This window comes from Salinarimonas sp. NSM (assembly GCF_052380005.1).
GTDB lineage: Bacteria > Pseudomonadota > Alphaproteobacteria > Rhizobiales > Beijerinckiaceae > Salinarimonas.
Genome location: NZ_JBQTCJ010000002.1, coordinates 66371 through 84487, shown reverse-complemented (window position 1 = coordinate 84487; position 18117 = coordinate 66371). Strand labels below are relative to the sequence as shown.

At 73.4% G+C, this 18117-nt stretch carries 17 protein-coding genes; 14 read left to right on the top strand and 3 right to left on the bottom strand.

Translation table 11 applies throughout. From position 1 onward, the window contains the following. Positions 1-12: 12 nt before the first annotated feature. Both ACTZWW_RS01725 and ACTZWW_RS01720 read right to left on the bottom strand, forming a co-directional pair. Positions 13-1032, bottom strand: coding sequence for a Gfo/Idh/MocA family protein (locus tag ACTZWW_RS01725; protein ID WP_444779201.1), 1020 nt, complete (start codon positions 1030-1032; stop codon positions 13-15). Next, positions 1029-2054, bottom strand: a complete 1026-nt coding sequence (locus ACTZWW_RS01720; protein ID WP_444779200.1) for a LacI family transcriptional regulator — start codon at positions 2052-2054, stop codon at positions 1029-1031. Before ACTZWW_RS01720 ends, ACTZWW_RS01725 begins: the two co-directional genes overlap by 4 nt. Before the next feature lie 184 nt (positions 2055-2238). Between ACTZWW_RS01720 and ACTZWW_RS01715 the strand changes: the two genes are divergently transcribed. The 7 genes from ACTZWW_RS01715 (at position 2239) to ACTZWW_RS01685 (ending at position 9331) form a co-directional block, all read left to right on the top strand. Then, positions 2239-3495 (top strand): ABC transporter substrate-binding protein, encoded by a 1257-nt coding sequence (locus ACTZWW_RS01715; protein WP_444779199.1) that lies wholly within the window; start codon positions 2239-2241, stop codon positions 3493-3495. Between the two features lie 234 nt (positions 3496-3729). Continuing rightward, entirely contained in the window at positions 3730-4563 is an 834-nt protein-coding gene (locus ACTZWW_RS01710) for a carbohydrate ABC transporter permease (protein ID WP_444779298.1), read from the top strand. Then, positions 4560-5480 (top strand): carbohydrate ABC transporter permease, encoded by a 921-nt coding sequence (locus tag ACTZWW_RS01705; protein ID WP_444779198.1) that lies wholly within the window; start codon positions 4560-4562, stop codon positions 5478-5480. The genes ACTZWW_RS01710 and ACTZWW_RS01705 overlap by 4 nt, the downstream gene beginning before the upstream one ends. A gap of 9 nt (positions 5481-5489) precedes the next feature. After that, positions 5490-6581, top strand: a complete 1092-nt coding sequence (locus ACTZWW_RS01700) for an ABC transporter ATP-binding protein (RefSeq protein ID WP_444779197.1) — start codon at positions 5490-5492, stop codon at positions 6579-6581. Between the two features lie 30 nt (positions 6582-6611). Beyond that, positions 6612-7406 (top strand): sugar phosphate isomerase/epimerase family protein, encoded by a 795-nt coding sequence (locus ACTZWW_RS01695; protein WP_444779196.1) that lies wholly within the window; start codon positions 6612-6614, stop codon positions 7404-7406. Then, on the top strand, positions 7403-8563 hold the full coding sequence (locus tag ACTZWW_RS01690; RefSeq protein ID WP_444779195.1) for a Gfo/Idh/MocA family protein: 1161 nt from the start codon (positions 7403-7405) through the stop codon (positions 8561-8563). The genes ACTZWW_RS01695 and ACTZWW_RS01690 overlap by 4 nt, the downstream gene beginning before the upstream one ends. Before the next feature lie 147 nt (positions 8564-8710). Beyond that, positions 8711-9331, top strand: coding sequence for a GntR family transcriptional regulator (locus ACTZWW_RS01685; protein WP_444779194.1), 621 nt, complete (start codon positions 8711-8713; stop codon positions 9329-9331). A gap of 10 nt (positions 9332-9341) precedes the next feature. Here ACTZWW_RS01685 and ACTZWW_RS01680 read toward each other — a convergent pair whose 3' ends face one another. Then, on the bottom strand, positions 9342-10502 hold the full coding sequence (locus ACTZWW_RS01680) for an MFS transporter (RefSeq protein ID WP_444779193.1): 1161 nt from the start codon (positions 10500-10502) through the stop codon (positions 9342-9344). A 146-nt stretch (positions 10503-10648) separates the two neighbouring features. Here ACTZWW_RS01680 and ACTZWW_RS01675 point away from each other — a divergent pair, with 146 nt between their 5' ends. From ACTZWW_RS01675 to ACTZWW_RS01645, 7 genes are read left to right on the top strand one after another with little or no spacing between them, the layout of a single operon-like run. Further along, entirely contained in the window at positions 10649-11905 is a 1257-nt protein-coding gene (locus ACTZWW_RS01675; protein WP_444779192.1) for an aspartate aminotransferase family protein, read from the top strand. Beyond that, complete coding sequence (locus tag ACTZWW_RS01670) at positions 11902-12960, top strand: zinc-dependent alcohol dehydrogenase (protein WP_444779191.1); 1059 nt, start codon at positions 11902-11904, stop codon at positions 12958-12960. Before ACTZWW_RS01675 ends, ACTZWW_RS01670 begins: the two co-directional genes overlap by 4 nt. Further along, entirely contained in the window at positions 12957-14195 is a 1239-nt protein-coding gene (gene glgA / locus ACTZWW_RS01665; protein WP_444779190.1) for a glycogen synthase, read from the top strand. Before ACTZWW_RS01670 ends, glgA begins: the two co-directional genes overlap by 4 nt. Further along, entirely contained in the window at positions 14192-15844 is a 1653-nt protein-coding gene (locus ACTZWW_RS01660) for an alpha-amylase family glycosyl hydrolase (protein ID WP_444779189.1), read from the top strand. The genes glgA and ACTZWW_RS01660 overlap by 4 nt, the downstream gene beginning before the upstream one ends. Beyond that, positions 15841-16752: a carbohydrate kinase family protein gene (locus ACTZWW_RS01655; protein ID WP_444779188.1), complete on the top strand. Its 912-nt coding sequence runs from the start codon at positions 15841-15843 to the stop codon at positions 16750-16752. The genes ACTZWW_RS01660 and ACTZWW_RS01655 overlap by 4 nt, the downstream gene beginning before the upstream one ends. Beyond that, positions 16749-17432, top strand: a complete 684-nt coding sequence (locus ACTZWW_RS01650) for an HAD family hydrolase (RefSeq protein WP_444779187.1) — start codon at positions 16749-16751, stop codon at positions 17430-17432. The genes ACTZWW_RS01655 and ACTZWW_RS01650 overlap by 4 nt, the downstream gene beginning before the upstream one ends. Beyond that, entirely contained in the window at positions 17429-18079 is a 651-nt protein-coding gene (locus tag ACTZWW_RS01645) for an HAD-IA family hydrolase (RefSeq protein ID WP_444779186.1), read from the top strand. Before ACTZWW_RS01650 ends, ACTZWW_RS01645 begins: the two co-directional genes overlap by 4 nt. The last annotated feature ends 38 nt before the right edge of the window (positions 18080-18117 follow it).

Here is an 18117-nt window from a genome sequence, read left to right as displayed (position 1 = left end):
CACGGCGATGCCTCACCCGACCGTCTCGAACGCCCCCGTTCGCTCCGAGCGGAAGAGCGCGTCGACCGTACGCAGAGTCACGAGCGCGCTGTCGACGCCCGTGAGCGCATCGCGTGCGGCGGGCTCGCCCCGCACGGCGCGGCAGAAGGCCTCCGCCTGGAGGCGGTACTGGTCCGCTGGTGCGACCTCCTCGATGCACTCTTCGCCGGCCCTCACCACCCTGATCCGGTTGCCGACGTCGGCGCGCGCGTTGAACGGGAACGCGTCGAGGACGAGGTCGCCCTCCTTCCCCTCGACCCGCACCCATTGGCCGGGCGCGCGCTGCGTCCCCACCGCGAAGGTGAGCCGCCGGCCGGCGCCGAGATCGACGAGGCCGCCGACCTCGCGGTCGACACCGGTGTCCGGGTCGCGGTCGATCACCGCGAGCGCGCGCACCGGGTCGGCGTCGAGGAGGAGGCGCGCCGACATGATGGCGTAGCCGCCGATGTCGAGGAGCGCGCCGCCGCCGTACGCGAGCCGGTTGCGGATGTTCGCGGGATCGCGGTTGAAGAACGAGAAGGAGACGTGCACGTGCGTCGGCGCGCCGATCGCCCCCTCCGCGATCAGCGCGCGGGCACGCCGCCATTGCGGATGATGGCGGATCATGTAGGCCTCGGCCACGACCGGGCCGGGCGGCAGGTCGCGCAGCGCCCGTGCCTCCGCCGCCGTGCAGGCGATCGGCTTCTCGCACAGCACGTGCTTGCCCGCTTGCGCAGCGGCGAGGGTGTAGGGCACGTGCAGGTGGTTCGGCAGCGGGATGTAGACCGCCTCGACGTCGTCGTCCGCGATCAGGGCTTCGTAGGAGCCGTAGGCGTGCGCGATCCCGAGCGCATCGGCCTCCGCCCGCGCCCGGGCCTCGTCGCGCGAGGCGATGGCGACGACCTCGCACAGCGGGCTCGCACGCATCGCGGGGATCACCTTCTCCCGCCCGATCTTGGAGGCGCCGAGCACGCCGAAGCGCACGGGTGCGAGGGCGGCATCGTCGGTCGTCATCGGCGGTCTCCGGGCACGAGCGTCGTCTCGACGAGCATCTGTAGGTCCTCCGGGGGGGCGCCGTCGAGGGCCCGCAGCAGGAAGTCGGCGAGATGCCAGCCCGTGTCCGAGAGCGAGGCGAAGCAGGTGGGCAGCGGCGGCTCCAGGTAGCTCGCCATGCGCGTGCCGTCGCGGCTCACCACGAGGACGTCGCGGCCGGGCTCGAGGCCGAGGTCGCGCAAGCCCGCGCAGGCGCCGATGGCCACGACGCCGGTGGCGCAGACGATGGCGGTCGGCGGCTCGTCCGTGGCGCACAGCGCGCGGGTCGCCGCGCGGCTCTCGCCGGCGCCGAGGCCGCCATGGACGACGAGGGCGGGATCGTAGGCGATCCCCACCTCCGCCAACGCACGCTGATAGCCGGCTAATCGCTGACGGGCGAAGGTGAGGGCCTCGGGCGGATTGAGAAGCGCGATCCTGCGCCGGCCTCCCGCGAGGGCGTGCGCCGTCGCCTGGTGCGCCGCGAGCTCGTTGTCGACGTCGTACCAGGGATGGGGCGTGAACAGCTCGGTTCGGCCGAACGTGACGAAGGGGAAGCGCCGCTCGAGCATCCAGCGTACGCGCTCGTCCTGCGGCGTCGTGCCCGAGAGGATGATGCCGTCGGCGAGCTTGCCCTCGACGATGCGCCGCACGCGCGCGAGCCCGTCGACCTCGAGCGTCAGCAGCTGGACCACGGGCGTGTAGTCGAGCCCGTCGAGCCGCCGGCAGACGCCTTCGATGATGGCCGTGATGCTGCCGTCGCCGACGTCGTCGTAGGCGTGAGGCACGAAGAACAGGACGGCGATCGTGCCGGTGCGACCGGTGCGCAGGTTCACCGCGCTGCGATCGGGCGCATAGCCGAGGCGCGCCGCCGCCTGCTTGACCCGAGCGATCGTCTCGGGGCGCACCTCCGGCCCGTCCTTGAGCGCCCGCGAGACGGTGGTGATCGAGAGCTCGAGCTCCTGCGCCAGCGTCTTCAGCGTGGCCTTCGAGGCATGACGCGTCATGGCGCCCTCCGGTGGCGCGCGCCTTCGCATCGTTCCGTCATTGTTCACCTCAGATTGTGCACTGCAAAATCGTAACGTTACGATTTTTCTCCCCAAGCCATTGACGCACACTGTAAGCGGCGTATCGTAACGTTGCAAATCGACGGCCGGCCAACGGTCGCGTCACCAGGGAAAGGGAACGACCATGCGCTCTTTGAAGAGGGCGGCGCTCGCCGCCTGCGCGGCCTCCGCCATCGCGCTCGCCGCCTCAGCCTCCGTCACCATGCCCGCCGCCGCCCAGGAGGCCGAGGTCATCCATTGGTGGACCTCCGGCGGCGAATCCGCCGCGCTCCAGGAATTCGTCTCCCGCTTCGAGGCGGCCGGGGGCACCTGGGTGGACACCGCCATCGCCGGCGGCACCAACGCCCGAACCGCGGGCATCAACCGCATCGTCGGCGGCGACGCGCCGACCGCCATGCAGTTCAACACGGGTCGCCAGTTCGAGGAAGTCGCCGCCGGCGGGCTCCTCAACGACATCGAGAGCGTGGCGTCGCAGGGCGGCTGGCGCGACCTCATTCCCGCTTCCTTCGTCGAGGCGATCAGCTACGAGGGCGAGATCTACGCCGTGCCGGTCAACATCCACGGCCAGAACTGGATGTTCTACAGCAATGCCGTCCTCGAGGAGGCGGGCGTCGCCCCGCCGCAGACGTGGGACGACGTGCTCGCCGCCGCCGAGGCGATCGAGGCCACGGGCAAGATCGCCTTCGCCCAGGGCGGCGAGCCCTGGCAGGAGCGCACGCTCTTCAACGCCGTCCTCGCCGGTCACGGCGGCCCGGAGCTCTACGACAGGCTCTATGCGCGAAACGACGTCGCGGCGCTGGACACCGACGAGTTCCGCGCCGTCGCGGACGTGTTCGGGCGCCTGCGCGACATCGTCGACGAGGGCAGCCCCGGCCGGAGCTGGAACGAGACGACGAACCTCGTCGTCACCGGTCGCGCCGCCATGCAGCTGATGGGCGACTGGGCCAAGGGCGAGTTCCTCGCCGCCGGACAGACGCCCGGCGAGGAGTACGGCTGCACGCTGGTGGGCGCGCACGAGGCGCTGATCATCGGGGGCGACGTCTTCGTCTTCCCGCGCACCGACGACGAGGCGCAGCGCGCCGCGCAGGAGCTGCTCGCGCAGGTGATGTTCAGCCCCGAGGCGCAGATCGCCTTCAACACGGTGAAGGGCTCGATCCCCGTGCGCTCGGACGTCGACGTGTCGGGCATGGACGCCTGCGCCCAGCGCGGCGCCGAGGTCATGTCGGACCCTGCCAAGCAGGTGCCGCAGGTCAACCTCGTCGCCTCCTCCGATCTCGTCGGCGCCGTCGACGACGTGATCACGCAGTACTGGAACGACCGGTCCATGGACGCCGACACGTTCGTCGCGCGCTTCCGCGAGGCGATGGAGGTCGCCGGCTGACCCTCGGCCCACCGGGTCGCCCCAAAACCTCCGCACGAGGTTCCTCCGGGGCGGCCCGCCTTCCCCACGGATCGGCGCCGCGCGAGCCGCGCCCCGGGAGACGAGGTCATGCACACCCTGCTCACGAAGGAGCGCGAGCGGCTGCCCGCTCGCGTGGATGTCGCCACCCCCGCCGGCTCCGCCCGGCGCGGACGCCGGCGCATCCGCCCCTCCACCCTCCTGGCGCTCGCGCCGATGGCGGTCGTCGTCGGCATCGTCTATCTCGGCGCCATGGCGTGGACGGTCCGGCTCTCGATGACGAGCTCGAAGCTGCTGCCGACCTACGACTTCGTCGGTCTCGAGCAGTACGAGCGTCTCTTCGCCAACGCGCGCTTCCTGATGTCGCTGCAGAACATGGTCGTGTTCGGCGTGCTGTTCATCGCGGCCTGCCTCCTGCTGGGCTTCCTCCTCGCGGTGCTCATCGACCAGCGGGTGAAGGCGGAGGGCGTGCTGCGCACGATCTACCTCTACCCCCACGCGCTCTCCTTCATCGTCACCGGGCTCGCCTGGCAATGGTTCCTGAACCCCGAGCTCGGCCTCCAACGCGCCGTGCGGGAAGCGGGCTTCACCGGCTTCGAGTTCGCCTGGCTCGCGGACGGCGATACCGCCCTCTACGCCCTCGTGCTGGCGGGCGTCTGGCAATCCTCCGGCCTCGTCATGGTGATCCTGCTCGCGGGCCTGCGCGGCGTCGACCCCGACCTGTGGAAGGCCGCGCGCGTCGACGGCATCCCGGCCTGGCGGTACTACCTCTCCATCGTGCTCCCCTTGATCGGGCCGATGATCGTGACGGCGACCGTGCTGCTCGCGATCGCGGTGGTGAAGCTCTACGACCTCGTCGTCGCCATGACGAAGGGCGGGCCCGGCATCGCCACCGAGGTCCCGGCGAAGTTCGTGATGGACCACCTCTTCGAGCGCGCCAACGTCGGGCTGGGCACCGCCGCGGCCACCGTGATGCTGTTGACCGTGCTGTGCGTCCTCACCCCCTGGCTCTACGCCCGCTACGGCCGCACCTCGGGGAGGCCCGCATGACGAGCGCCGTCGCATCCGCCGCCGACCGCGCCCGCGGCACGATCGCGGCCCGCGGCCGCAAGCCTCGCCGGCTCTCCGCGGGACGCATCGGGCTCTACGCCTTCCTGGCCAGCGCCGCGCTCTTCTTCCTGCTGCCGGCGTGGATCATGCTGCTGACCTCGCTCAAGCCGATGGAGGAGATCCGCGCGGGCACGATCTTCGCGCTGCCGCTCGCCCCCACGCTCGAGCCCTGGGTCGCCGCCTGGAGCAGCGCCTGCACGGGTCTCACCTGCGAGGGGATCAGCGTCGGCTTCTGGAACTCGGTGCGAATCCTGGTGCCGTCCGTCGTGCTCTCGGTCCTGCTCGGTGCGCTCAACGGCTACGCCCTCTCGTTCTGGCCGGTGCGCGGGGCGAACGTGCTCTTCGCGATCCTGCTCGCGGGCGCCTTCGTGCCCTACCAGGTCTTCCTCTATCCGCTCGTGCGGATGTTCTCGAGCGTCGGCATCTACAATTCGCTCGCCGGCATCGTGCTCGTGCACGTGATCTTCGGCATGCCGATCATGACGCTCCTGTTTCGCAACTTCTACGCCTCGCTGCCGCGCGAGCTGTTCAACGCGGCGCGGGTCGACGGCGGCGGGTTCTTCACGATCTTCCTGCGCGTGATGCTGCCGATGTCGACACCGATCCTCGTCGTCGCGGTGATCCTGCAGGTCACGGGCGTATGGAACGACTTCATCCTCGGTCTGACCTTCGCGGGCCGCGAGAACCTGCCCATGACGGTGCAGCTCAACAACATCGTCAACTCCACCCACGGCGTGCGGCTCTACAACGTCGACATGGCGGCGACCATCCTCACGGGTCTCGTTCCGCTCGCAATCTACTTCGTCACGGGGCGCTGGTTCGTCCGCGGCATCGCGGCCGGCGCAGTCAAGGGATAGGAGGACGTCATGGCGGCAGTGTCCGTGCGGGACGTGAGCATCGCCTTCGGCTCGATGCCGGTGCTCGATCGGCTCTCCATCGAGGTCGCGGCGGGCGAGTTCCTCGTCCTGCTCGGCCCCTCCGGCTGCGGCAAGTCCACGCTGCTCAACGCCATGGCCGGGCTCATCGACGTGGAGGACGGTGAGATCCATTTCGGCGCGCGTAACGTCACCTGGGAGGAGCCCAAGGACCGCGGCGTCGCCATGGTGTTCCAGTCCTACGCGCTCTACCCGCGCATGAGCGTGCGCGAGAACCTGAGCTTCGGCCTGCGCATGGCGCGCACGCCCAAGGCCGAGATCGAGACCCGCGTCGCCCGCGCCGCGTCGATGCTGCAGATCGAGCATCTGCTGGATCGGCGACCGAGCGAGCTCTCCGGCGGGCAGCGCCAGCGCGTCGCCATCGGCCGCGCGCTCGTACGCGACGCGGACATCTTCCTCTTCGACGAGCCGCTCTCCAACCTCGACGCGCAGCTGCGCAACGAGCTGCGCGTCGAGATCAAGCGCCTGCACCAGCGCCTTTCCGGCACGACGATGATCTACGTCACCCACGACCAGATCGAGGCGCTGACGCTGGCCGACCGCGTCGCCGTGATGAAGGACCGGCGCATCCAGCAGCTCGCCCCGCCCGCCGAGATCTACAACCGCCCGGCGAACCTGTTCGTGGCGGGGTTCGTCGGCTCGCCGCGGATGAACTTCGTCGACGGCCGGATCGAGGCCGCGGACGGCGCTCTCGTCTTCCGCGCGGGGCGCCACTTCCTGCCGCTCGACGCCTACGACTTCGCGCGGCGGCCCGAGCCGGGCGCGCCGGCGACGCTCGGCCTGCGTCCCGAGCACATCGGCGTGCTCGAAGCGGGCGCGCATCCCCACGCCTGGACCGGCCTTCACGTCGACATCGTCGAGCCGATGGGCGCCGACAGCCTCGTCTGGTGCCGCGACGGCGAGACGACGCTCGCGGTGCGCATGGCGGGCGAGAAGCCGATCGCGCCGGGCGCGCCGGTTCGCCTCGTCGCCGATTCCGCCCGCGTCGGCCTCTTCGATCCCAGGAGCGGCGAGCGGCTCTGAGAGCCCGCCTCGCCACAAGGAAAGCCTCTCATGCCTGCCACCCTCTCCATCCAGCTCTACTCGCTGCGCGCGCACGGCGGGCTGCTCGATCGTCTCGACGTCGCCCGCGCCGCCGGCTTCCGGCACGTCGAGGCGGTGGCGAGCCTTCTCGACGAGCCCGCCGCCTTCCGCGATGCGCTCGATGCCCGCGGGCTCTCCGCGCCGAGCACGCACGTTCCGCTGACCGCGCTGCGCGAGCGGCTCGACGAGACGGTGCGCGCCGCGCGCACGATCGGCATACGCCGTCTCGCGGTGCCCGCGCTGCACCCGCCGGATCGCCCGGGCGATGCGCAGGGCTGGCGCGCCGTCGGCGCCGAGCTCGGCGGGCACGCGAAGCGCCTGGCGGACGAGGGCCTGACGCTCGCCTTCCACAACCATCACTGGGAGGTCGAGCCGCTGGCGGACGGGACGATGCCGCTCGACCTCCTCCTCGACGCCGGCGCCGCGGACGGCCTGCTCTGGCAGGCGGACGTCGCCTGGCTCGTGCGTGGCGGCGACGACCCGGCCGCGCGCCTCGCCCGCCACGCGGGCCGGCTCGCGAGCGTCCACGTCAAGGACATCGCCCCAGCGGGAGAGGCGCTGGACGAGGACGGCTGGGCAGACGTCGGCCACGGCGTCCTCGACTGGACCGACCTCTGGCGCCGCGCCCGCGAGGCGGGCGCCGACCTCATGATCGCCGAGCACGACGCGCCGCGCGACGCCGCGCGTTTCGCGAGCCGCAGCTTCGCCGCCATGCGCCGGCTCGCCCAGGAAACGGCGCAGCGCGCCGAGGAGGAGACCCGATGAGCCCGACGACCCTCCGCGCCGGCGTGCTCGGCTGCGGCAACATCTCCGACACCTATCTCTCCCGCGCGCGCGCCTTCGAAGGCGTGGAGATCGTCGCCTGCGCCGACACGGACGCCGGGCGCGCGTCGGCACAGGCGGAGCGCTACGGGGTCCGCGCGCTCGCGCCGGAGGCGCTGCTCGCCGACCCCGGCGTCGACATCGTGATCAACCTCACCCCACCCAAGGCGCACGCCGCGGTCGGCGCGGGGGTGATCGCGGCGGGCAAGCACCTCTATTCCGAGAAGCCGCTGGGGGTGAGCCTCGAGGAGGGACGCGCCCTGGTCGCGGCGGCCGAGCGGGCGGGCGTGCGCCTGGGCTGCGCGCCGGACACGATCCTCGGCGGCGGCCATCAGCTCGCCCGCAAGCTCGTCGACGAGGGCGCGATCGGCCGGCCGATCTCCGGCGCGATCTGGTTCGCCACGCGGGGCATGGAGCACTGGCACCCCGACCCCGCCTTCTTCTTCCAGGCCGGCGGCGGGCCGATCCTCGACATCGGCGCCTACTACGTCACCGCGCTCGTCAACCTGATCGGGCCGGTGCGGCGGGTCGTCGGCATCGGCGCGCGCGGCTTCGCCGAGCGCGTCGTCACGAGCGAGGGGCCGCACCAGGGCGCGCGCCTGCCGGTGGAGGTCGACACGCTCGTCGTCGGCGCGCTCGAGTTCGCCTGCGGCGCCGTCGTCTCCCTCACCGCCACCTGGGACGTCTGGGCGGAAACCCCGTTCCGGCTCGAGCTCTACGGCTCGGAGGGCACGATGCTCCTGCCCGACCCGAACTTCTTCGGCGGCGCGACGCGGCTGTCGCGCCGGGGCGAGCCGTTCGAGCGCATCGAGCCCTCCGCCATGGCACACGCGCGCCCCAACCGCCGCACGGGCCGCGGCGAGGAGGTCGCGGACTACCGCATGCTCGGCGTCGTCGACCTCGCCCGCGCCATCGCCGAGGGGCGCGGGCACCGCTGCTCGGGGCAGCTCGCGCTGCACGTGCTCGAGGTGCTCCTCGCCTTCGACCGCGCGGCCCGCGAGGGCCGGCAGGTGGAGATCGCCTCAACCTGCGAGCGGCCGCAGGCGCTCGGCCCGCAGGACCTGCGCTGGCGCGCGGCCGCCGACGCCTCGGCGGCGTGAGCCGCCCATTCCCACACGCGTCTGCTCGCCCGCCTCTACGTGAGGTGATCGTATTTCAGCGTGCGGGGAGCCCAATATACGCCTGAAGGTAGATAGACGCCTGATCTTGCCGCCCAACTCCGGGTGGTTTCGCAGATCAGGTGCACAATGCCTCCATCACGATCCGAGACAGCCTATCGGGCGCTGCGCGCGGCGATCGGCGACCTGCGTTGGCCGCCGGGCGCGCGGCTGCCGCTGCCCGTCCTCGCCGAGGAGCTGGCGATGAGCCCCGTCCCCATTCGCGAGGCGCTCTCGCGGCTCGCGGCGGAGGGCGTCGTGACGCATCGGCGCAACGGCGGCTTCTTCGTCGGCGAGGTGCGGCTCGACGAGCTCGAGGACGACTACGTCACCATCGCGTGCGCGGCCTGGCTGACGCTGGCGCATCTGGCCGACGGTGTCCTCGACGGCGGAGCCGAGCGCGTCGACCCGCCCCCCGAGGCGGCGCGCAGACTGGACGCATTGATGGCGTACGCCCCATCGCGCGGCATCGCCCGGGCGGCGACGGCGAGCCTCGAGCGCAGCCGCACCTGCCGGCGCATCGACGTGCGCGCCCGCAGCTTCGCCGAGCGCCGGGCGCTGGTCGCACGCATGCGCGCGCTGCGCGCCTGCGTCGCCGCCCGCGACGGCGCGCGCGTCGAGGCGCTCGTCGCGGAGGAGTTGCGCATCGGGCTGGCGCGGATCGAGGGCGCCTACAAGGAGATCCTGTTCGCGCTCTCGACGGTGCGCTGATGCGCGCGGCTCAGGGGCCGGTGCGCGAGGCCTGCCCGCCGACCTCGCGCACGCGCAGGCGCGCGGACAGGATCGCGACGACCGCCATCGCCCCGGCGACGGCGCCGAAGGCGGCGGCCAGCCCGATCAGCTCGCCGATGAAGCCCATGACCGAGGGACCGGCGAGGAAGCCCACGTAGCCGATCGTGGAGACCGCGGCGACGCTGACGCCGGGCGCGAGCCCCGGCGTGGCGCCCGCCGTTCGGAAGGCGATCGGCACGATGCCGGCGATCCCGAGCCCGGCGAGCGCGAAGCCGGCGATCGCGACCGGCGCGCTCGTGGCGAGCGCCACCGAAGCGAAGCCGCAGCCCGCGAGCACGGCGCCCCACGCGACCGTGGCGACGGCGCCGAGGCGGCTCGAGATCGCGTCGCCGAAGAAGCGCGCGAGTGCCATCGCGCCGCCGAAGGCGACGACGCCGGCGCCGACCAGCGCCTGCGCGCCGAGCCCGTCGCGCAGGTGGATCGCGCTCCAATCGAGCGCCGCGCCCTCCGAGAGCAGGCAGAAGAACGCGATCAGCGCCGGCGGCAGCAGCGCGCGGGTGGGAAGCGCAAAGCGCGGCCCCTCGCTCTCCTTCGCCTCGCGGTCGCGCGGCAGCGGGCGCGCCAGCACGAGCAGGCAGGCGGCGATGGCGACCGAGAGCGCCGGCATCTGCACCGCGAGCGGAACGCCCTGCGCCGCCGCCAGCCCGCCGAGCGCCCCGCCGGCGGCGACGCCGATGCTGAAGAAGGCGTGGCAGCGCGCCAGGATGGAGCGGCCGAGCGCCTTCTCCACCGCGAGCCCGGCGGCGTTCATGGCCACACCCATCGAGCCCGTGCCGAGCCCCACCGCCACCAGGACTGCGAACAGCGCCGGCGCGCTGCCGGCGAGCGGGATCGCCGCGGTGGCGAGGAGCAGGATCGCCATGCCCACCGCGTTCAGGCTGCGTACGTCGAGCCGCGTCGAGAGCCAGCCGGCGAGCGGCATCATCGCGAGCGCGCCGGCGGGCATGCCCATAAGCACGACGCCGAGCGCCGCCTCGTCGAGCCCGAGCGCAGCGCGCATCTCCGGCAGCCGCGGCAGCCAGGAGGAGAAGGCCAGGGCCTCGAAGAAGAAGACGGCGATGACGGCCAGGTAGGGTCGCTCGATGCGCATGGGAAAGGTCTCGCAGAGAGGGAGATTCGCACCTTCGGCGGGCAGTATGATATTTTCTACAATATAAGCTGGAATATGTCAGAGATTGAATCGATTTTCGACTCCACGCACCACCGCGGATCACCCGCGAGGCACGAGGAGGCCGCATGACCGCTCCGATCGAACACGCCACGCTCGGCTTCACCCACGGCGAGGGGATCCGGCTCGTCCGCGCCGACGGCGCACGCTTCATCGACGCCGCCTCGGGGACGTTCAACGTCCCCCTCGGCTACGACAACGAGTCGGTCGTCACCCCAGTCCTCGACCAGCTCGCGCGGGTCTCGCACCTGAGCTCGTCGTTCTCGCGCGCGGAGAGCGCGCGGCTCGTGGAGCGCCTCGTCGCGCTCGCGCCCGAGGGCATGACCCGCGGCTGGCTGCGCGACCTCACCGGATCGACCGCGAACGAGTGCGCCGTGCGCATCGCCCAGAAGGCGACGCAGAAGGGCGGCGTGCTCAGCCTCTTCCTGTCGCATCACGGCCAGACGCTGTTCACCACCGCGATCTCCGGCAACGCCTTTCGCAAGGAGAGCTTCCCGGTCTCGACGGCGGACGTCTCGCTGAAGGTGCCCGCCCCCTACTGCCACCGCTGCTTCTACGGTGCGACCTACCCGTCCTGCGGGCTGATGTGCGTCGAGCGCATCCACGACTTCCTCGAGTTCGGCGGCAATGGGCGCACCGCCTGCATGATCGTCGAGCCGATCCTCGGCAACGGCGGCAACATCGTCCCCCCGCCGGGCTACTTCGAGGCATTGAAGCGGGTGTGCGACGCCCACGACATCCTGCTCGTCGCCGACGAGGTCCAGACCGGCATCGGCCGCACGGGCCACATGTTCGCCTGCGACGCGCTCGGCTTCGAGCCGGCGATGGTGACGCTCGCCAAGGGGCTCGGCGGCATCGGCATCCCCGTCGCGGCGGTGCTGATGGAGGCGCGGCTCGACGTGCTCGCGCCCTACGAGCACTCCTACACCTCGGGCGCGAACCCGGTCGCGCTCGCCGCCGCCAACGCCACGCTCGACGTCCTCGCCGACGGGCGCCTGCTCGCCCGCGTGCGCGAGAACGGCGAGCTGCTCGGCGAGCTGCTCGCGCCGCTGGCCGAGCGCCACGCCTGCGTCGGCGACGTGCGCGGGCTCGGCTACATGTGGGGCGTCGAGATCGAGACGCCGGACGGCGCCCCCGACCCCGACCGCACCAACGCCATCCTGGCGGAGGCGGAGCGGCGGCGGCTGATCGTGCGCAGCTCGCGCTACGGCCGTGGGAACGTGGTGAAGGTGCGCCCGCCCCTGGTCGCGACGGCCGACGACCTCGTGGAGATCGTCGACACGCTGTCGGCCGCGATCGCGGCCACCGGGGAGGCGGCGCGATGAAGGCGGCCCGCTTCCTCGCCCCCTGGACGCTCGCCCTCGGCGACGTCCCCGATCCCGCCGCGCCCGGGCCGGGCGAGGTGATGGTGCGCGTGCGCGCCACCGGCATCTGCGGCACCGATATCGGCATCCTCTCGGGCGCCTACGCCGCGCAGGCGGGCGTCGTGCTCGGGCACGAATCGACCGGCGACGTCGTCGCCGCCGGCGAGGGCGTCGGCTCGGTCGCCGTGGGCGACCGCGTGGTGATCGATCCCACCTTCCATTGCGGCTTCTGCCGCATGTGCCGCACGAACCGGCAGAATCACTGCGAGCGCAAGCACGGCACCGAGGCGGGGGTGAGCCGCGACGGCACCTTCGCCGAGCTCTACGCCTGCGACGAGCGCTTCGTGCACCGCCTGCCGGACGGGCTCTCCTACGAGGCCGGGGCGCTCACCGAGCCGCTCGGCTGCGCGCTCACCGGTGTGGCGCGGCTCGACCTGCACCTCGGCCACCGCGTGGTGGTCGTGGGCGCCGGACCGCTCGGCGTGCTCTACGCCCACGCCCTCGCCTCCCGCGGCGTGCGCGGCCGGCTCGTCGAGCGGTCGGACGCGCGACGCGCGCTCGCCGCCGACGTCCTCCCCGCCGGGTGGCGCCTCGCCGCGTCGCTCGACGAAATCGCCGCCGCCTATGCGCCGGACCCGACGCCGATCGACGTCGCGGTCGACACGACGAGCGTCATGGTCGAGCCGCTCGTGGCGCTGATGGCGCGCGGCGGCCAGGTGCTCGCCATCGGCCTGCGGCCGCACGCCGTCGCAATCGACGCTGGTGCGGTCGCGGACCGCTCGCTCGCCGTGCTCGGCTCGATCGACACGCTCGAGAACGCCTTCGCCCAGGCGCTCGCCCTCCTCGCCTCGGGCGCCGTTCCCGCCGAGGCGCTCGTCACCCATCGCCTGCCGCTCTCGCGGCTGCCCGAAGCCGTGGCCCTGCTCGGCTGCGACATCGCCGACCGGCGCCTCGCGCCGCCCGGCGCGGCGCTCAAGGTGATGATCGACCCGAGCGCCGGGGAGGACGCCCGATGACGGCCGCGACGATCCTCTCACGCACCTACCCGCCGGACGTCTATTGCGGCGCGGGCGTCCACGTCACGCACCTCGCCGCCGCGCTCGCCGCGATCGCGCCGATCGAGCTGCGCTGCTTCGGCGCGCAGGACATCGCGGAGGAGGGCTTGCGCGTGCGCGGCATCGGCCCGCTGCTACCGCCGGAGGTCGACCTCGGAAGCCCGCCCGGCCGCGCGCTCGACGCGCTGGCGCGCTGCGCGGCGATGGTGGCCGCGCCGCCGGAGGGCGCGGTGGTGCACGCGCACGATTGGTACGTGCTCCAGGCGGGGCTGTGGGCGAAGCTCCTGTGGCGCCGCCCGCTCGTCGCGACCGCGCATTCGCTCGAGCCCATGCGGCCCTGGAAGGCCGACCAGCTCGGGCCGGGTCCCTACGCGCTCTCCGGGCACATGGAGCGCACGGCGCTCGAGGCCGCGGACGCCGTCGTCGCCGTCTCCGAGGCGGCGCGGCGCGACGTGCTGCGCCACGTCCGCATCGCCCCCGAGCGCGTCCACGTGATCCACAACGGCGTCGACGCGGACGTCTTCCACCCGGGCGCCGGGGCGGCGCTCGCGGGCGATCTCGACGGGCTCGATCCGGCGCGTCCCTTCGTTCTCTTCGTCGGCCGGCTCACCGAGCAGAAGGGCCTCGAGCACCTGCTCGCCGCGATGCGGCACCTCTCCGCCGACGTCCAGCTCGCGATCTGCGCGGGCCGCGCCGACACGCCGGCGCTGCGGGCGCGCTACCACGACGCGGCGGATCGCCTGCGGGTGGAGCGCGGCGGCGTCGCCTGGATCGAGGGCCTCTCGGGCGCGGCGCTGGCGCCGCTCTACGCCCGCGCCGCGGTGGTCTGCTGCCCGTCGGTCTACGAGACCTTCTCGATCGTGAACCTCGAGGCGATGGCCTGCGGCACGCCCGTCGTCGCCGGGGCGGTGGGCGGCAATCCCGAGCAGGTGCGCACCGGCGAGACCGGCTGGCTCGTCCCCCTCGTCCTCGACGCCGCCGGCGCGGCACCCGCCGATCCGGACGGCTTCGCCCGCGACCTCGCGCGGGCGCTCGGCGAGGCGCTCGGCGACCCCGCCCGCGCACGCGCGCTCGGCGCCGCCGGGCGCCGCTTCGTCGAGGGCGCCTGCGCCTGGCCGACGATCGCCCGGCGCACCGCCGACCTCTACGCGACACTCGCGGCCCAGGCCCGCGGCAGCACGGAGAGCTTCCGATGAACACGCAGCTCGCACGCGACGGCGACGGCGACTGGTGGCGCGGCGCCGTCGTCTACCAGATCTACCCCCGCAGCTTCATGGACGCCGACGGCGACGGGCTCGGTGATCTCGCCGGCATCGCCGAGCGGCTCGACCACGTCGCGGATCTCGGCGTCGACGCGATCTGGATCGCGCCTTTCTTCACCTCCCCCATGCGCGACTTCGGCTACGACGTCTCCGACATGTGCGCGGTCGACCCGCGCTTCGGCACGCTCGCCGACTTCGACCGCGTGGTGGCGCGCGCCCACGCGCTCGGGCTGAAGGTCCTGATCGACCAGATCCTCTGCCACACCTCGGATGCGCATCCCTGGTTCCTGGAGAGCCGGGCCTCGCGCGAGAACGAGAAGGCGGACTGGTACGTCTGGGCGGACGCGCGCCCGGACGGCGGGCCGCCGAACAACTGGCTCTCGCTGTTCGGCGGCATCGCCTGGACCTGGTCGCCCGAGCGCCGACAGTACTACCTGCACAAGTTCCTGCCGGAGCAGCCGGCGCTCGACCTGTTCCACCCGCAGGTGCAGGCGGCGGTGTGCGACGTGTCGCGCTTCTGGCTCGACCGGGGCGTCGACGGCTTCCGGCTCGACAGCGTCAACTTCTTCCACCACGACCCGCAGCTGCACGACAACCCGCCCCGGCCCGAAGCGGAGCTGCGCGCGCTTCTCGCCCGGCCCAAGGGCGACGACGGCATCCCGCGGGCGAACCCCTACAACATGCAGATCCACGAGAACGACAAGACCCGGCCCGAAACCGTCGACTTCCTGCGCGCCTACCGCGCGGCGATCGGCGACCGGCCCGGCGTCGCGACGATGGCGGAGATCGCGGCGGACGGCTCGCACGCGCTGCTCGAGCTCTACACCGCGGGCGAGGACCGCCTGCACATGGGCTACACGTTCGAGCTCCTCTCGGCCCCCTTCGAGACGCCGACCCTGCGCGCGCTCCTCGAGGATGCGGCGAAGACCGTGCGCGGCGGCTGGCCCTGCTGGGCCTTCTCCAACCACGACGTGGTGCGCGCCCAGTCGCGCTGGGGCGCGCAGGGTCGAGATCCCGCCTTCGCCCGCATGCTGGTGGCGCTGCTCACGAGCCTGCGCGGCTCGTCGTGCCTCTACCAGGGGGAGGAACTCGGGCTGCCCGAGGCCGAGGTCGCCTTCGCGGATCTCCAGGACCCCTACGGCCGGCGCTTCTGGCCGAGCTACAAGGGCCGCGACGGCTCGCGCACGCCGATGCCCTGGGAGGCGCGGGCGCCGCACGCGGGCTTCACCGCCGGCACGCCGTGGCTGCCCGTGCCCGACGCGCACCGCGCGCTCGCGGTCGACGCGCAGCGCGCCGATCCCGCCTCCGCCCTCGCCGGCGTGCGGCGCTTCCTGCTTTGGCGCAAGAGGAACGACGTGCTGCGCCGGGGCGAGATGCGCTTCATCGAGGCGCCCGAGGGCGTGCTCGCCTTCGAGCGCCGGCTCGGCGCCGCGGCGATGGTCTGCGCCTTCGACCTGACCGGCGAGGGCGGCGTTCTCCCCGGCCGCTTCGTCGCCACCGAGGGTCACGGCTTCGACAGCGACGTCGGCGAGAGCCGCGTCCTCCTGCCCCGCTGGGGCGCCTTCTTCGGAGCCGCCGCATGAGCGAGACCGAAAACCTCTTCGCCGACGGCGTCCTCGTCGTCGGCAACAACATCGCCGACGAGGTCCTCGTCGTGGACGGGCTCGCGCTCGACGAGAAGGTCTTCTGCGAGGAGTGGAGCCTCCACGCCGGCGGCCAGGCCGCGAACGCGGCGGCGACGCTCGCGCGGCTTCGCGTCCCCGCCCGCTTCCTCGGCCGCTTCGGCGACGACGAGGCGGGCCGCTTCACCCGCGCGGCGATGGCGGCGGACGGCATCGACACGCGCGCCTCCCCCACCCTCCCCGCGCGCACCATCGCCGCCTCGGTGATCGTCGACCGTGTGAGCGGCCAGCGCACGATCGTGATGCGCCGCGATCCCGCGCTCCTCGCCACGCCGCTGCCGACGGGCGAGGACCTGCTGGCGGGCGTCGCGATCCTCTACGGCGACGGCTACGAGCGCGACGCCTTCGTGCGCCTCGCCACCCTCGCCCGCGCCCGCGGCCTCGCCGTCGTGTGCGATCTCGAGACCCGCGATCCCGCGGACGCGCGGCTCCTCGAGCTCGTCACAGACCTGATCGCGCCCGCGGCGGTCCTGTGCGCGATGGCGGGGATCGACGATCCCGAGGGCGCCGTGCGCGCGCTCGCCGCCCGCGGGCCGCGGGTCGTCGTCGCCACGATGGGCGCCGCGGGCGCCGTCGGTGCGGAGGGCGAGCGGATCGTGCGCACGCCCGCCGCGCCCTGCACCGTCGTCGACACGACGGGGGCGGGCGACGCCTTCCACGCGGGCTGGGTCGCGGCGCTGCGGGAGGGCCGCGATCTCGCCGATCGCATGGCCCGGGCCGCCGCCGTCGCCGCCGTGAAGTGCGCCCATCCCGGCCCGCAGGCGCCCGCCGCGGCGCTCGCTCCCCTCGCCACCCGGAGGACCACATGAGCCTCGCATTCCTCGCCGACCTCGCCCCGCGTGCCGTGATCTGGGACGTCGACGGCGTCCTCATCGACAGCGAGCCCCTGCATTACGAGGCCGCGCGGCACGCGCTCGCGCGCTCCCCCGTCGTGCTCGCGCCGGAGGAGAACGTCGCGCTGCTCGGCCGCAGCCTGCCGGAGGTCTGGCTCCACCTCGGCGAGCGGGGGCTCGACACCCCGCGCGAGGACTGGATCGCCGCGGTGGAGGCGCACTACCTCGACGGCGTGCACGCCGGCATGGCGCGCGAGGGCGTGATCGACACCGTCGGCGCGCTCGCGGCGCGCGGCGTGCCGCAGGCCTGCGTCTCGACCGCGGAGCGCCGCATCCTGGACGCCAACGTCGCCGCGCTCGGCATCGGCACCGCGCTCGCCTTCACCGTCTCGCGCGAGGACGTCACGCGCACGAAGCCCGCGCCGGATCCCTACCTGCACGCCTGCGCGCGGCTCGGCCTCGCGCCGGGGGACTGCCTCGCGATCGAGGACACGCCGGTCGGCGTCGCCGCCGCGCGGGCGGCAGGCGTCCCCGTCCTCGCCTGGCCGCACGCGCTGACCGCGCGGCTCGATTTCCCCGGCGCCACCGCCCGCATATCGCGCCTCGACGAGGTGCCCTTCCTCGCGGAGGCGGCGCGCGACCGGAGGCGGGCATGAGCCGCACGCGGGCGGTGATCTTCGACTGCGACGGCGTGCTCGTCGACAGCGAGCATCCGGCCGACCGTGCGGTGGCGCGGGTGCTCGCCGCCTCCTGCCCGGGGCTCGAGGTCGAGGATTACGTCGCGCGGTTTCGCGGCTGGAGCCACCGCGACGGCGCGGCGACGCTCGCTGCCGAGCGGGGCACGACCTTTCCCGAGGATCTCGACGCGCGGGTGATCGCCGCCGTCGACGCCGCCGTCGCCCGCGCCGCGCCGATGCCCGGCGTGCGCGCGGCCGTGGCCGGCATCGCCCTGCCCCGCGCGGTGGCCTCCAACAGCCCGCTCGCACGGCTGCGGCGCTCGCTCGCGCGCGCCGACCTCCTCGACCTCTTCGCGCCGCACGTCTACGCGGCCGAGATGGTGGCGCGGCCCAAGCCCGCGCCGGACCTCTACCGCCACGCGGCACGGGCGCTCGGCGTGGCGCCCGACGCCTGCCTCGTCGTCGAGGACAATCGGCGCGGCGTCCGCGCGGCGCGTGCCGCCGGCATGCGTGTCCTCGCCTTCCTCGGCGGCGGCCATGCGCTGCCGGAAGACGAAGATACCCTGCTCCGGGAAGGCGCCTGCGGCGTCTGCCGCGACCTCGCCGATCTCCCGCGCTGGCTCTGAGGCCGCCGCCGAACCCGCACCGCACGAAAGGAACACCC

What these genes read in the sequence shown, in the direction of transcription:
- ACTZWW_RS01660 (WP_444779189.1), top strand. Translation starts at nt 14,192, where the DNA reads ATGAACACGCAGCTCGCACGCGACGGCGACGGCGACTGGTGGCGCGGC.
- ACTZWW_RS01725 (WP_444779201.1), bottom strand. Translation starts at nt 1,032, where the DNA reads ATGACGACCGACGATGCCGCCCTCGCACCCGTGCGCTTCGGCGTGCTC.
- ACTZWW_RS01675 (WP_444779192.1), top strand. Translation starts at nt 10,649, where the DNA reads ATGACCGCTCCGATCGAACACGCCACGCTCGGCTTCACCCACGGCGAG.
- ACTZWW_RS01685 (WP_444779194.1), top strand. Translation starts at nt 8,711, where the DNA reads ATGCCTCCATCACGATCCGAGACAGCCTATCGGGCGCTGCGCGCGGCG.
- ACTZWW_RS01690 (WP_444779195.1), top strand. Translation starts at nt 7,403, where the DNA reads ATGAGCCCGACGACCCTCCGCGCCGGCGTGCTCGGCTGCGGCAACATC.
- glgA (WP_444779190.1), top strand. Translation starts at nt 12,957, where the DNA reads ATGACGGCCGCGACGATCCTCTCACGCACCTACCCGCCGGACGTCTAT.
- ACTZWW_RS01710 (WP_444779298.1), top strand. Translation starts at nt 3,730, where the DNA reads ATGGCGGTCGTCGTCGGCATCGTCTATCTCGGCGCCATGGCGTGGACG.
- ACTZWW_RS01680 (WP_444779193.1), bottom strand. Translation starts at nt 10,502, where the DNA reads ATGCGCATCGAGCGACCCTACCTGGCCGTCATCGCCGTCTTCTTCTTC.
- ACTZWW_RS01695 (WP_444779196.1), top strand. Translation starts at nt 6,612, where the DNA reads ATGCCTGCCACCCTCTCCATCCAGCTCTACTCGCTGCGCGCGCACGGC.
- ACTZWW_RS01715 (WP_444779199.1), top strand. Translation starts at nt 2,239, where the DNA reads ATGCGCTCTTTGAAGAGGGCGGCGCTCGCCGCCTGCGCGGCCTCCGCC.
- ACTZWW_RS01670 (WP_444779191.1), top strand. Translation starts at nt 11,902, where the DNA reads ATGAAGGCGGCCCGCTTCCTCGCCCCCTGGACGCTCGCCCTCGGCGAC.
- ACTZWW_RS01705 (WP_444779198.1), top strand. Translation starts at nt 4,560, where the DNA reads ATGACGAGCGCCGTCGCATCCGCCGCCGACCGCGCCCGCGGCACGATC.
- ACTZWW_RS01700 (WP_444779197.1), top strand. Translation starts at nt 5,490, where the DNA reads ATGGCGGCAGTGTCCGTGCGGGACGTGAGCATCGCCTTCGGCTCGATG.
- ACTZWW_RS01720 (WP_444779200.1), bottom strand. Translation starts at nt 2,054, where the DNA reads ATGACGCGTCATGCCTCGAAGGCCACGCTGAAGACGCTGGCGCAGGAG.
- ACTZWW_RS01655 (WP_444779188.1), top strand. Translation starts at nt 15,841, where the DNA reads ATGAGCGAGACCGAAAACCTCTTCGCCGACGGCGTCCTCGTCGTCGGC.
- ACTZWW_RS01645 (WP_444779186.1), top strand. Translation starts at nt 17,429, where the DNA reads ATGAGCCGCACGCGGGCGGTGATCTTCGACTGCGACGGCGTGCTCGTC.
- ACTZWW_RS01650 (WP_444779187.1), top strand. Translation starts at nt 16,749, where the DNA reads ATGAGCCTCGCATTCCTCGCCGACCTCGCCCCGCGTGCCGTGATCTGG.